This is a genomic window from Glycomyces tarimensis, assembly GCF_054776215.1.
This window is the reverse complement of record NZ_BAAHCB010000015.1, coordinates 149,540-161,897: the sequence shown is the minus strand read 5'-3', so window position 1 is coordinate 161,897 and position 12,358 is coordinate 149,540. Positions and strand designations below refer to the sequence as shown.

Sequence of the window (12,358 nt, the reverse complement as noted above, 5' to 3'; positions counted from 1 at the left end):
CCGCTATGTCGGTGTAAGCGGGCCTGCCGTTCGGCTGGCCGAGCTACAGACTCCACTGCTGGTTGGCGCCGCCCCAGCAGGAGTACTGCTGGAGGCGCGCGGAGTTCTCCGTCGAGGAGCTGACCACGTCGAGGCATTTGCCCGAGTGCCGGGCGACGATCTCGACGTGGCCGCTCCCGGCGTCGCGCAGCTGCCACTGCTGGTTGGTCCCGCTGGAGCACGTCCATAGGAGAATGCGGGCGTTGTCGGCCGTCGAGGCGGCATCGACGTCGAGGCACTTGCCGGCTGCCTGGGAGACGATCCGGTAGTAGCCACCGCCCGCGTCTTGCAGTTGCCATTGCTGGTTGGAACCGCCGTGGCAGTCCCACTGGATGATTTCGGCCCCGTTCTGGGTCGAGCCCGAGACCACGTCGACGCACTTGCCCGAATTGCGGTTCACGATGTCGGCGAACTGGCCGCCGCCGCCGCTGACATCGTCGCCCCAGCCGTAGCGGAGGCGGTCGGCGCCGGAGTTGTTGCGGAGGCTCAGGGAAAGGTTGGTGCCGCTGCCGTTCATGTCGAACATGGAGTACCAGTCGTAGCCGATGTCACCGGGCTTGCCGCCGAGCGCGGGCCAGTAGGTGCCTCCCATGTCGTTGGCGCGCATGACCTCGGTGACGGCGCGGATGTGGCGCACGAAGTTGTCGGTGCTGCTCGCGTCGTTGTAGTTCAGGCCGTTGTTCATCGGGGCGCCGAACTCGGTCACGACCGCTCGCGAGGCGCAGTCGCCCAGGCGGGTCTGGACGTGGTCGCGCCAGCCGGCGTAGTCCATCTCGCCGTAGAAGAACGCGTAGTGGTGGAAGGACAGCAGCGTGCCGTCGAAGCGGCTGTCGTTGCAGATCGGCCTGAGGTCCTGGCTGTAGCCGGTACCGCCGATGAGCACCCGGCCGGGAGGAGCCGAATAGTGGTAGTCGAGCCAGTCCGCCGCGACGTTGCGCCACTCTGCCGAGCTGTAGCCGTGCGGCTCGTTCATCGGCTCGAAGTAGACCCGGCTGTTGGAGCCGTACTGGTCGGTCACGGTCGACCACATCGTGTTGAACGCGCTCATGTTCGTGATCCGGCCACCGGAGGCGGCCCCGTCCTCCCAGTAGGCGAGGATGACCTTGAAGCCGCGGTCGGTGGCGGCGTCGATGGCGCCGCGGTAGGCGTTCCACCACGAGGTGCCGACGGTGTGGGTGTTGACGGGCAGCCGGACGGTGTTGGCGCCGACGTGAGCCTCCATGTCGTCGTAGACGGCGTTGGCCTTGGCTCGCACGGTGTCGTAGCTGTCCGAGGAGCTCAATCCGTCGATGACGAGCCGGCCGGTGCTGAAGTTGTCGCCCAGCACGGCCCAGTTGAAGCCCCTGAACTGGCTGGTGTCCGCGGACGCCGGCGCGGCTCCCGCGAGGACGGTGACCGGCACGAGCGCCAGGGAGGCCAGCGCGGTCAGCAGGAGGCGGCGGAGCGACCGCCGTCGATGTGGTGATGGTGCGTCGTAGTCAGCATTCATGATGGTTGACCGATCCCGTGCGACCTTGCACGTAAGAGGTGGTATCTGTTGATGGTGACGTCAACATTCGTTGATGTTAACGTCAACACTTGCGGTTATTATGGCATTCGTCACAACGGTGGTCAAGGTCGCCGGCGTGCTGACTTGTGTTCGTATGACCGCGTTGATCGTGGCCGGAGCGGAAATGAGGGACGCGATGGGCGAAGCCGGGGCGAGCGGCACGGAGGACACCGGCACTCGGCGCGCCAAGCGGGTGTCGATATCCGATGTCGCGCACGCGGCCGGAGTCTCGATGCAGACCGTCTCGCGAGTCGCGAACGGGCACCCCGGCGTGGTCTCCTCGACCCGGGAGCGCGTGCTCGCCGCGATGCGCCGGCTGGGCTACCGGCCCAACAGCGCCGCCCGCGCGCTGCGCAACGGACGGTTCCGCACGATCGGCGTGATCCTGTTCAGGCTCACCGCCACCGGCAAGAGCGAAACGGTGGAGGCGATCACCGCCCACGCCGCCTCCGAGGGGTACACGACCACGCTCATCCCCATCGACGTCCCCACACACGACAACATGCTCGGCGCCTTCACACGGCTGAACGAGCTGGCCGTCGACGCCGTCATCGTCATCATCGAGACCGACCTGCTGGACACGACCATCGTCCAACTGCCGCCCGGGATACACGTCGTCGTCGTGGACTCCGACGCCGGGGACCGCTACCGCGTCATCGACTCCGACCAGATCGGCGGCACCCGCAGCGCCGTCGACCACCTGCTCGCGCTCGGCCACCGGACGGTCTGGCACGTGACCGGCCCGGAGACCTCGTTCGCGAGCCGACGCCGCGCCAAGGCGTGGCAGGACGCGCTCGAAGCCGCGGGTCGGCCCGTGCCGGAGCCGGTGCGCGGCGACTGGTCGGCCGCCTCCGGCCACGCCGCGGGCCTCGAGCTGGCGGACCGGCCCGACTGCACCGCGGTGTTCGCCGCCAACGACCAGATGGCGCTCGGTATGCTGCGCGCCTTCCATGAACGAGGTCGGTCCGTCCCGGGCGACATCAGCGTCGTCGGCTTCGACGACATCCCCGACGCCGCGTACTTCACGCCCCCGCTGACCACCATCCAGCAGGACTTCGCCGAAGTGGGGCGACGGAGCGCCGAAGCGGTCCTGCGCCAGATCCGCGAGCACACCGCCCCGCGACCGGGAACCGATATCGTTCCGACCCGGCTGGTGATCAGGAACAGCACCGCGCCTCCGCCGACCCGGCCGTAACGGCCGCCGCGGGAGGCCGTCAGGCCGGAGGCCGGTGGCCTGAGCGGTCGGCGGCGTCTTCGCCCTGGCCGGCCATCCGGCCCGAACCGGTCTCGCCGCGTCCGAACTCGTCGCGGCGCACGACCACCTCGCCGCCCTGCGCGACCACCGGCTCCTGCGCCCGCACCTGGCGCTGGCCGCCGCCGAACACCACTTGCGCGGGCATCGCGTCCCGGTCCGGCGAGCCGCCACCGGCGAACCGTTCATCCCGGCCGAAGCGGCCCACGGGGCGGCCCTCCTCCTCCGACAAGCCACGGGGACCGCGTGGGGACTCGTTCGTACCGCGTCGCGGCACGGGCTTCACGTCGTCGCATTGTGACCGGGGGCGTACTGCTCGGCGTACTCCCCCGTCGCCGGAACGACGGTGATGACGTCGATCATGACGCCGTCCGGCGCGGCGACGATGAAATGGCGCTGGCCGAATTCCTCGGTGCGCAACGGGAGCAGTTCACTCAGGCCCGCCCGGTCGATCAAGCGATCGTGTTCGGCATCGACGTCGGCAACCTCGAAGTTGAGCAGCAGACCGCCCTGGATCGAAGTGCGGCGGCCCTCCGGGAGGGTCGGATGGGTGCTGTCGAGGAGCGCGAGTTCGTAGTGCGGGGCATCGGGGCGGTGGAGGCTCACATACCAGTCGGCGGCGAAGGTGGCCTCGAAGCCGAAGTGGCGTGTGTAGAAGTCCTGCGAGGCAGGAAGGTCGCGAGTGGCGATCACTGGGTAGAAGCTGTCGAGTCGGTTGTTCATGGCGATGCTCCCGGTGGTTCCGAAGGTATTTCGCATACCTTGGGTATGCGAATGCGATGCTAGCATACCTCGGGTATGTGAAACCGAGGACGGAGCGCGCATGACCACGAGGGCCGAGCAGCGGGAGGCGACGCGGCGGGCATTGCTGGCCGAGGGGCGCCGTCGATTCGCCGCCCACGGGTACCACGACGTGGTGCTCGCCGAGACCGCCCAGGCCGTCGGGGTCACCAAGGGCGCCGCTTACCACCATTTCGGCAGCAAACTGGGGCTCTTCCGGGCCGTCGTCAGCGAAGTGCAGCGAGAACTCGGCGAGCGGGTCGCCGGAGCCGCTGAGCGCCACCGCGATCCATGGGAACAGATGCGTGCCGGCTGCCGGGCGTACCTGAAAGCCGGCTCGGATCCGAGCGTGCGCCAAATCCTTCTGGTGGACGCCCCCACCGTCCTCGGATGGGACGAATGGCACGCGATGGACGAGGCGCACTCGGCCCGGCATCTGGCCGAGGCGCTCCAGACGCTGGCAGAGGCCGGTCTCATCGAAAGCCAGCCGGTCGAACCGCTGACACGACTGCTGTCGGGCGCGATGAACGAGGCGACCATGTGGTTGGCTCGATCAAGCGACCCACACGCGCTGGAGCATACCGAGCGCGCACTCCAACGGCTGCTCGACGGCCTGCTGATCCGGAGCGAGTCTGAGCGTTCGCCGTAGCCTCGTCCGTGGGCCGGGGACCGTCGCGGCGGACGAGGACCGGCCGGACGGCGTCATACTCCGGCTGCGTCTCGCGGTTCGTTCCAGAGCCGGTGCAACCGCTCCGCCAGCGCGCGAGGGCGCGCGAGAGCGACCATGTGGCCGCCGTCGATCTCGTCGGGGACGATGCCGAGGCGCTCGGCGACGTGGGCCCTGGCGAAGTCCGGCGGGAAGAACCGATCGTCGCGGCACAGCAGATACCGGGTCGCAACGTCGGGCCAGGCCTGGAGCGGTGACGGCTCGTCCCACCCACCGTTCTGTTCTCGCCCGTTCTCGTACTGGCCGGCGATCAGTTCCTCGGGCACGCCGTTGAAGAACGCGTCGATCTCCTCCTGCCGGGTCGCGATGGAGACACCAAGGTCGTTGAAGCCGGTGGCGGACCACCACTGGCTCGGGCTCTCCCCCGGTCGCGGGATCATCGCGGTGACGAGCACCAGCAGTTCAGTCTCGATACGGGAGCAGACCACCGGCGCCACCAGCCCGCCGAAGGAGTGGGCGACGACGGCCAGTCGCGGATGGCCGGAGCATTCGGAGACGACCGCGTCGGCGTACTCGGCGATTCCGTTGCTCGCGTCCTCGGTCGGCAGGTCGACCGCGATCACCTCGTGGCCGAGCGCGCGCAGCTGCGGTTCCACCAGATGCCAGTCCCATGCGCTGCTTCCTCCGCCGTGGATGAGCACGAAGGTGGCCGGCTCGATGTCGTTTCCCATGAGGTTTCCTCTTTCTCGTATCGGACTTCTTATTCATCGGCGTGCTCTGGAGCGGGCTCGCCGTCGCGCCCTCGGCGCGGACGTTCGGCCTTCAGCACGATCGCGACGGCGAGCAGGACCACGGCGCCGCCCGCCGCGATCGGCGTCGTCACCACCTCGTCCAGCACCAGCCAGCCCAGGAAGACCGCGACCAGTGGATTGATGTAGGCGTAGGTGGCCACCAGGGAGACGGGCGCGGCCTGCAGCAGCCAGACATAGGCCGAGAAGGCGACGACCGAGCCGAACACCACGAGGTAGGCCCACGCGGTCCATGAACCGGCGGAGTACATCGCCGGTTCGAACCGCTCGCCGCCGCCCAGTCCGACGACGGTGAGGACGGCCCCGCCGACCAGCATCTCGTAGACGGTCGTGACGAAAGGGTCACGAGGCAGTCGCAGTCGCGACTGGTACCACGACCCGAATGCCCACGCGACGGAGGCGAACACGACCAGACCCACAGTCCAGAAGGGAAATCCGGCGCTCGCGCCATTGGAGACCAGCAGTACGGCGAGTCCGAGGAACCCGACGACGGCTCCGAGAACGGCCGACCGTGCGGGCCGCTCTCCGGACAGCCGTCGGTACAGCAGGACCCAGAGCGGGACCCCTGCGATGAGCAGCGCCGTCAGGCCCGAGGGGGCTCCACCGTTCTCGGCGACGGTCACCATGCCCTGGCCGCACACCAGCAGCACCAGGCCGAGCAATGCGCAAGACCCGAGCTCGGCGCGGCCGATGCTCAGCCGGCGCCATCCGCCGCGAACGCTCAGGAACGCTCCGAGCAGGACCCCGGCGAGGAGGAACCGCGTACCGGCGGCGAGGAGCGGCGGCATGTCCTCGACCATCACGCCGATGCCGAGGTAGGTCGAGCCCCAGACGAGGTACACGGTGCCGAGCGCGAAAGCGATGAGCAGGAGCCGCGGTGGTGGATCCACGCGGTCCGCCATCGCGGTCGCCGCGGTGCGCCGGTGGAGCTCGGTCGCCATCGTCGTCACCGCCGACCGGTGCGATGGACGAAAAGCGGTTCGTCGTGTGCTGCTGGGGTCATACTGGTGACGCTAGCCTTGGATTTACATCATGAAAAGCGATAATAAACGATCAAAGCCATCGTTATTGCTTATCTTCCTTGCTAGGCTCGGTGCCATGACCGAGGTCGACCTGCGACATATCGCCACCATGGCCGCGGTGGTCGATGAGGGCTCATTCGGTCGGGCGGCCGCCCGACTGGGTTACACGCAGTCGACGGTGAGCCAGCAGATCTCCTTGCTGGAGAAGGCGGTCGGCGGCGCGGTCTTCGACCGCCCGGGCGGCCCGAAGCCGGTCCGGATCACCCCGCTCGGCAAGGTGGTCCTCGCCCACGGCCGCGATCTGCTGGCGAAGGCGCAGGCGATGACGACCGCCGTCGAACGCTTCAACGCGGGCGAGGCGCGGATCGACATCGGCACGTTCCAGAGCCTTTCGAATGTGCTGCTGCCGCGGCTCGTACGCCGGTTGCGCGAGGAGCATCCCGGTTGCGACATCAGGCTCGTCGAGGACGAATCCGAAGAGCCGCCGATCGGCGAGGTCGATCTGATGTTCTCCGACACCCTCGTCGACGGCGACATCGAGCACCGCAAACTGTTCGACGACCCGTACGTGCTGGTGGCGCCGCACGGCGCCTTTCCCGACGGCCCGGTGCGGTTCGCCCAACTCGACGGCGCTCCGATGGTGGCGTGGCCGCCGACCTGCGACCAGCCACGGGTGGAACGGGCCTTCGCGAGCAACGACGCCGAGCCTCGGATCGTTTTCCGCGCCGCGGGAAACGAGGCGGTCTTGTCGATGGTGCGGGCCGGGATCGGATCGGCGGTGCTCCCGCGGCTCGTCGTCCACGGCGCCGCCGCACCCTCCGACGAGGCGCTCGCCGTCCACAAGCTCGTGCCGGAGCTGGCACCTCGCGAGATCTTCCTGCTCTGGCAGGGCGGACGCACGCAGTCCCCGCTCGCGGAACGGGCGATCCAGATCGCCGTCGACATCGCGGCGACCTACCGAGAGGCGTGACAGCCCTCATGCGGGTCCGTTCCCCGGCCGGTCCAGCCATTCCGAGAGCAGCGCGCGTTCGGCGTCGGTGAGGCTCGGGAGCTTCGACGCGGCGGCCCGGAGCGCGGCGGCCACGTTCACGTGGTCGGAGCGAGGTTCCGGCGCATCGGTGAGGATCTGGCGCATCACCGACTCGTACATCGCGTCGGCGAGCTCGAGCTCGCGTTCCTCGGCCGGCATGGCCAGCAGGGTGAGAACGGCGCCGATACCGGCGGCCTGAATGAGTTCGACGGCGCGACGTTCGGTGACGCGGAGCCGACCGATCGCCGCGATCCGGCGCACGCGAGCGCGCAGGACTTCCAGCCCGGCGGCCTCCGCCGAGGGACGGACGCCGCGGGCGGGATCGGTGATCAGACCGATGAGCGCCGCGTTCTCGAGCCCGAAGCCGATGTGCGCGTTCCAGCCGGCTCGCAAGTCCTCCAGCGGATCGAGTTCCTCGGAGACCGCCTTCGCGTCCAGATGGGCGGTGTAGACGTGCTCGGCGACGGCGTCGAGCAGCGCGTCTTTGTCCTCGAAGAAGCGGTAGATGGTCGGCGCCTGCATGCCGGCCGACTGTGCGACCGCGCGGATGGTGACGGCCTGTACGCCCCGCTCGCGCAGGAGCCGCGCGGCGACCTCGACGATGCCCGCTCGCGTCCGGTGCCTGCTCGTGCTTCCGGTTCTCGCCTCCGCCATGCCCCTGATGATAGCCGCTGTTGCTACCCTCGTTGATAACGATGTTAATAACGTCGCTAATACCCGCTTCGAGAGGACCTCACATGATCGTCATCACCGGCGCCACCGGCCGACTCGGCTCGCAGATCGCCGAGCGGCTTCTCGACCGGATCCCCGCCGACGGGCTCGGCGTCAGCGTCCGCGACACCGACCGCGCCGCCGACCTCGCCGCGCGCGGAGTGCGCGTGCGACGCGGCGACTTCGCCGATCCCGAAACCCTCGCCGAATCCTTTGAAGGCGCCGCCCAAGTCCTCGTCGTCTCGACGAACCTGACGAGCGAGGCGGCGCTCGCGCAGCACGCGACGGCGATCGACGCCGCACGGGAAGCAGGAGCTCGCCGCGTCCTCTACACCAGCCACCAGGGCGCCTCTGCCCATTCACTGTTCGCGCCGATGCCCGGCCACGCCGCCGCCGAGCGACGCCTGTCCAAGACCGACGCGCCGCACACCGCGCTCCGCAACGGCTTCTACGCGGCCACCGTCCCACTCCTGCTCGGACGAGCGCTCGAGACCGGCGAACTCATCGCCCCGGCCGATGGGCCCGTCTCGTGGACCGCGCACGCGGACCTCGCCGAGGCCGCCGCGATCGTCCTCGCCGAGGAGGCCCGCTTCGACGGGCCCACTCCACCGCTGACCGCGCCGGAGGCGCTCGACCTCGACGACATCGCCGGCATCCTCACCGAGCTCACCGGGCGCACGATCAGACGCGTGGTCGCCGACGACGCCGCGTGGGCGTCCGAACTCGTCACGCACGGCGTGCCCGAGGAGCAGGTCGAGATGCTGGTCGGCATGTTCCGGGCCGCACGCCGAGGCGAGTTCGCCGCCACCGGAACCGAGCTCGAGCATCTCCTTCGACGCCCGGCCACTCCGCTCCGATCCGTACTGGCAGCGACCCTCGCACGTCGTTCGACGGTGGACGGCCAAGAACGGTGAGCGACCGAGATTCGGAGAATCCTCGCCCGATTGATTACTGAACGTTATCTTGTATGCGCTAAGAGTAGTTATCAGTGGTGGCCGCATGTGCTGCGGGCTTCCACGGTGCGGGCGTGCCTATCGCCGACGCAGCACCACAACGAGAGGAGATCCGCTCATGACCGCGAACACCGACGTTCGCCCCACCAGGTCCCGATGGCGCCGCCTGTCCACGGTGCTCACCTCGACGACCGCGACACTGTTGCTGGCCGGCGCGGGCGCCGCGGGTGCCGCTGCTCCGCAGCAACCGATTCCGGGGCCCGGGGTCCCCGAGATCCCCTCGGCTCCCGCGGTAGGGGAAACGTTCGAGCTCCCGCTGGCCTCCGACGAGTTCGGCCTCACGTTCACCGAGGCCGGCCGCCGTCTCGCCGGACTCGACGCCGGCGAACAGGCGTCGGCCACCGCCGACCTCGAGGGCAACGTCGACTTCCGCGTAGCGGACGCCGACCCGCTCGATCCGTGGTCGATGAAGCTCGAGATCTCCGGCTTCGCCATGAAGTCCACCACCGCCGAGACCCCGGCCGCCCCGGTCGGCCCCGCGGAGCAAGACCAGGGCCTGGGCGAGATCACCATCGAACAGGGCGATTTCGAAACGACTCCCGAATCGCTCGTGAAGATGATCTCGCAGTCGCCGCCGAAGTGGGAGCAGACCATGTTCCTCGACTTCACCATGACCATCGAGCGGCCACCGGAGACGGCGGCCGAGCAGGTCCGCGAGCCACTGGTGCTGTCCACCAAGGAACCCGGCAAGCTCATCGGCCAACTGGACAACTTCCCGCCGAAGGGCGAGATCTACCAGCTCGAGAACCCGATCAAACTCGTCATACCCGACAACCCCGAGGAGACGATCGCCCAGATCGACAAGTTCCCCGTCAAGGTCGGCGGATTCTAAGCCCGCCGGTGGGGCGGCGATCAGCCACGCCGCCCCACCGGCGCGGACTCAGTCAGAGCGCTCGATTGCCGCCTGACGCCGCTGGGCCTCACGGACCCGAGCGACGTCCAGTTTCACCGACCGGTCGAAGGAGTAGATGCCGTTCTGCTCCTGGAAGACGTCGGTGAGCTGGGTGTAGCAGTAGCCGAACATCAGCGGGTCGTCCAGCAGCACACCGGTGAGGCCCTCGAACCGCCGATGGAACGCTTCTTCCGACTCCGGGGCCTTCCCGTAGCCCCACGAACTGTCGCCGCCCCGGTCGTCGAAGGACGCGCTGGCCGTGGTGTCAGGGCGCCACCATATGCCGCCGAACTCGCTGCAGAACCACGGCTGCCCGGAATACGGCACGGAGATCGCCTCGCCCTCCAGACGCCCCACATTGGTGTGCGGCCGGTCGTGCTCCAGACCGGACATTTCAGCGGCGAACTCGTCCGGATCCTGCGTGTAGTCGTGCGAGTCCCAGACATCGGACTCGGGGACGCGGTGTGAGTAGCCCGAAGCGTCCAACACGGGCCTGGAGGTGTCCATCGCCTTGGCGGCGAGGAACATCGCCCTGGTCACGTCATCGAGCACCTGTCCGCGATCGGTGAGCGGCTGATGGGTCTCGTTCAGCCCGCACCAGCCGATGATCGACGGGTGGGAGTAGTCGCGCTCGAGCGCCTCGAGCCACTGGGCGATGAAGCCGGGCGTCGGGCGCTGGTACTCGCCGCGCACGGCGGTGCCCTCTTCGACGGCGCCCCAGTCGCCGAACTCGCCCCAGCAGAGGTAGCCCAGGCGGTCGGCGTGGAAGAGGAAGCGCTCCTCGAACACCTTCTGGTGCAGCCGGGCCCCGTTGAACCCTGCCTGGAGCGACAGTTCGATGTCGCGCGCCAATGCCTCGTCGCTCGGCGCGGTCATGAGTCCGTCGGGGTAGTAGCCCTGGTCGAGGACGAGCCGCTGGAAGACCGGGCGGCCGTTGAGCAGGACGGCCTTGCCGTCTATGCTCACCGACCGCAGGCCGGCGTAGGTCGCCACCGCGTCGACGACCTCGCCCGAGGCGTCGCGAAGCTCGATCGCGACCTCGTAGAGGTGCGGGTCCTCGGGGCCCCAGAGCCGCACCCGGTCCGCGGGCAGGGCCAGGGTGAGCCGCGGTGACAGGTCCAGGTCGGCGCGGACGCTCGCCTCCGCCACTGCGCCGTCGCCGTCGCGCACGGACGCGGTGAGCGTCCAGCCCGCCCGGTCGCCGACTCGACCGGTGCCGCTGCGGCGCAGCGGCTGCTCCAGGTGGAACGCCGCACCCGCCACATCAGGGGTGAGGCGCGGGCGGGAGAGCGACACGTCGGGCACCGGCTCGGCCCAGACAGTCTGCCAGATGCCGGTGGTCCGCGTGTAGAGGCACTCGTAGTTGTCGTGGCGGGTGGACTGCTTGCCGCGAGCCTGGGGCTCGTCTCGGCTGTCGCACGCCCGCACGACGACGGTCGCAGTGCCGCGCAGGTGTCCAAGATCGACGGTGAAGGGGGTGAACCCGCCGCGGTGACGACCGACCTCCCGGCCGTCCACCCAGACCGTCGCGTCGTGGTCGACGGCGCCGAAGTGCAGCAGGGTGCGCCGCCCCGCCCACGACTCGGGGACGGTCAGCTCGCGCCGGTACCACACGGCGTGCAGAAAGTCCGTGTCCTCCACACCGGACAGCTTGGACTCGGGCGCGAAGGGCACGGTGATGGCCCCCTCCAGCGGGCGCTCGCGCAGCCCTCGTTCGAGGCCGGTGTCAGCCCGGTCGATCTCGAATTCCCACTGGCCGTTCAAGTTCAGCCACTCGGGACGGACCATCGATGGACGTGGGTACTCCGGCCGCGGGACGTCGCCCGGCGCGGTGGTGCCTCGCTGCGTCACTCCAAGGTCTCCTCTTGTGCTGGGTGCATGGTCCCGAAGCGCGCCGGGGCGCGGCGGGCGCAGAAGCCGCTGCCGTCGCAAGCGGGTTCGGTCCTTCCTCGAACCCTGATCGCGCCCGGCTGGAGGCCGCCTCGGGGGCCGATGCGGTGTCCCGGCCCGACGGTCAACCTAATGAACCTTCATCCTTGTGTCAAGAGGGACTCCAGTCGAGAAGGGAGACTCGTCGGACGACCGGGCGTTCCAGCGGCCGGCGGCAGTCGATCCTGAAAGCGGCCTTGCCGCCTCGACGATCGACGGCCTCCCATGGACCGCCCCGCGCCCCGGCGACGTTGCTCGGACAGGCGATGCGCTCCCAGGCCGTCAGTGCCGTGGTCGACGAATATCGCGCTCCGGTCAGCGGCGTGCGATGCTGAAGGCATGTGTCGAAGCATTCAATCCCTGCACAACCTCCAGCCGCCCGCCACCAGCGATGAAGTCACCGCGGCGGCGCTCCAGTACGTCCGCAAGATCAGCGGGTCCTCGCGACCGTCACAGGCCAACCAGGAGGCCTTCGATCGGGCGGTCGCCGCGGTCGCCGCGGCCACGCAGGAGCTCCTGGACTCGCTGGTGACCACGGCGCCGCCGCGAGACCGGGAGGTCGAGGCGGCCAAGGCGAAGGCGCGCGCGGCGGCGCGCTTCGGCGATAGATGACCGCGTCCGATTCGTCGCTCGAATAACGCCGCGAACGCACCGTTCACCTCCTC

Annotated in this window: 13 protein-coding genes; 6 read left to right on the top strand and 7 right to left on the bottom strand. The window is 69.1% G+C overall.

Translation table 11 applies throughout. The features are described 5' to 3' along the window. Window positions 1–43 precede the first annotated feature (43 nt). A complete protein-coding gene (locus ACYVK3_RS12940) occupies window positions 44–1,528 on the bottom strand; it encodes an RICIN domain-containing protein (protein WP_460497736.1) in 1,485 nt (494 codons plus the stop codon). A gap of 196 nt (window positions 1,529–1,724) precedes the next feature. On the opposite strand from ACYVK3_RS12940, the gene ACYVK3_RS12935 reads away from it, so the two are divergent. After that, a complete protein-coding gene (locus tag ACYVK3_RS12935) occupies window positions 1,725–2,783 on the top strand; it encodes a LacI family DNA-binding transcriptional regulator (RefSeq protein WP_460497751.1) in 1,059 nt (352 codons plus the stop codon). A gap of 19 nt (window positions 2,784–2,802) precedes the next feature. Here ACYVK3_RS12935 and ACYVK3_RS12930 read toward each other — a convergent pair whose 3' ends face one another. Further along, window positions 2,803–3,048, bottom strand: coding sequence for a hypothetical protein (locus ACYVK3_RS12930; RefSeq protein ID WP_460497735.1), 246 nt, complete (start codon window positions 3,046–3,048; stop codon window positions 2,803–2,805). 74 nt (window positions 3,049–3,122) lie between these two features. After that, on the bottom strand, window positions 3,123–3,563 hold the full coding sequence (locus ACYVK3_RS12925; RefSeq protein ID WP_460497734.1) for a VOC family protein: 441 nt from the start codon (window positions 3,561–3,563) through the stop codon (window positions 3,123–3,125). 100 nt (window positions 3,564–3,663) lie between these two features. Between ACYVK3_RS12925 and ACYVK3_RS12920 the strand changes: the two genes are divergently transcribed. Then, entirely contained in the window at window positions 3,664–4,269 is a 606-nt protein-coding gene (locus ACYVK3_RS12920; protein ID WP_460497733.1) for a TetR/AcrR family transcriptional regulator, read from the top strand. Window positions 4,270–4,322: 53 nt separating this feature from the next. Here the strand turns inward: ACYVK3_RS12920 and ACYVK3_RS12915 are convergent, their stop codons facing one another. Continuing rightward, on the bottom strand, window positions 4,323–5,018 hold the full coding sequence (locus ACYVK3_RS12915; protein WP_460497732.1) for an alpha/beta hydrolase: 696 nt from the start codon (window positions 5,016–5,018) through the stop codon (window positions 4,323–4,325). Window positions 5,019–5,047: 29 nt separating this feature from the next. Then, entirely contained in the window at window positions 5,048–6,037 is a 990-nt protein-coding gene (locus tag ACYVK3_RS12910; RefSeq protein ID WP_460497731.1) for a DMT family transporter, read from the bottom strand. Between the two features lie 157 nt (window positions 6,038–6,194). Here ACYVK3_RS12910 and ACYVK3_RS12905 point away from each other — a divergent pair, with 157 nt between their 5' ends. After that, window positions 6,195–7,088 (top strand): LysR family transcriptional regulator, encoded by an 894-nt coding sequence (locus ACYVK3_RS12905; protein WP_460497730.1) that lies wholly within the window; start codon window positions 6,195–6,197, stop codon window positions 7,086–7,088. Between the two features lie 6 nt (window positions 7,089–7,094). Here the strand turns inward: ACYVK3_RS12905 and ACYVK3_RS12900 are convergent, their stop codons facing one another. Continuing rightward, a complete protein-coding gene (locus ACYVK3_RS12900) occupies window positions 7,095–7,802 on the bottom strand; it encodes a TetR/AcrR family transcriptional regulator (protein WP_460497729.1) in 708 nt (235 codons plus the stop codon). An 83-nt stretch (window positions 7,803–7,885) separates the two neighbouring features. Between ACYVK3_RS12900 and ACYVK3_RS12895 the strand changes: the two genes are divergently transcribed. Continuing rightward, window positions 7,886–8,773 carry a Rossmann-fold NAD(P)-binding domain-containing protein gene (locus tag ACYVK3_RS12895; protein WP_460497728.1) on the top strand — a complete coding sequence of 296 codons (888 nt, stop codon included), beginning with the start codon at window positions 7,886–7,888 and terminating at the stop codon, window positions 8,771–8,773. Window positions 8,774–8,930: 157 nt separating this feature from the next. Beyond that, complete coding sequence (locus ACYVK3_RS12890; RefSeq protein WP_460497727.1) at window positions 8,931–9,704, top strand: hypothetical protein; 774 nt, start codon at window positions 8,931–8,933, stop codon at window positions 9,702–9,704. A gap of 48 nt (window positions 9,705–9,752) precedes the next feature. On the opposite strand, the gene ACYVK3_RS12885 is transcribed toward ACYVK3_RS12890, so the two are convergent. Beyond that, window positions 9,753–11,552, bottom strand: coding sequence for a glycoside hydrolase family 2 protein (locus ACYVK3_RS12885; RefSeq protein ID WP_460497750.1), 1,800 nt, complete (start codon window positions 11,550–11,552; stop codon window positions 9,753–9,755). Between the two features lie 480 nt (window positions 11,553–12,032). On the opposite strand from ACYVK3_RS12885, the gene ACYVK3_RS12880 reads away from it, so the two are divergent. After that, complete coding sequence (locus tag ACYVK3_RS12880) at window positions 12,033–12,305, top strand: DUF2277 domain-containing protein (RefSeq protein WP_460497726.1); 273 nt, start codon at window positions 12,033–12,035, stop codon at window positions 12,303–12,305. Window positions 12,306–12,358: the final 53 nt, after the last annotated feature.

Coding starts and splice junctions, on each gene's coding strand:
- ACYVK3_RS12940 (WP_460497736.1), bottom strand. CDS start 1,528: ATGAATGCTGACTACGACGCACCATCACCACATCGACGGCGGTCGCTC.
- ACYVK3_RS12935 (WP_460497751.1), top strand. CDS start 1,725: ATGGGCGAAGCCGGGGCGAGCGGCACGGAGGACACCGGCACTCGGCGC.
- ACYVK3_RS12925 (WP_460497734.1), bottom strand. CDS start 3,563: ATGAACAACCGACTCGACAGCTTCTACCCAGTGATCGCCACTCGCGAC.
- ACYVK3_RS12920 (WP_460497733.1), top strand. CDS start 3,664: ATGACCACGAGGGCCGAGCAGCGGGAGGCGACGCGGCGGGCATTGCTG.
- ACYVK3_RS12915 (WP_460497732.1), bottom strand. CDS start 5,018: ATGGGAAACGACATCGAGCCGGCCACCTTCGTGCTCATCCACGGCGGA.
- ACYVK3_RS12910 (WP_460497731.1), bottom strand. CDS start 6,037: ATGGCGACCGAGCTCCACCGGCGCACCGCGGCGACCGCGATGGCGGAC.
- ACYVK3_RS12905 (WP_460497730.1), top strand. CDS start 6,195: ATGACCGAGGTCGACCTGCGACATATCGCCACCATGGCCGCGGTGGTC.
- ACYVK3_RS12900 (WP_460497729.1), bottom strand. CDS start 7,802: ATGGCGGAGGCGAGAACCGGAAGCACGAGCAGGCACCGGACGCGAGCG.
- ACYVK3_RS12895 (WP_460497728.1), top strand. CDS start 7,886: ATGATCGTCATCACCGGCGCCACCGGCCGACTCGGCTCGCAGATCGCC.
- ACYVK3_RS12890 (WP_460497727.1), top strand. CDS start 8,931: ATGACCGCGAACACCGACGTTCGCCCCACCAGGTCCCGATGGCGCCGC.
- ACYVK3_RS12885 (WP_460497750.1), bottom strand. CDS start 11,552: ATGGTCCGTCCCGAGTGGCTGAACTTGAACGGCCAGTGGGAATTCGAG.
- ACYVK3_RS12880 (WP_460497726.1), top strand. CDS start 12,033: ATGTGTCGAAGCATTCAATCCCTGCACAACCTCCAGCCGCCCGCCACC.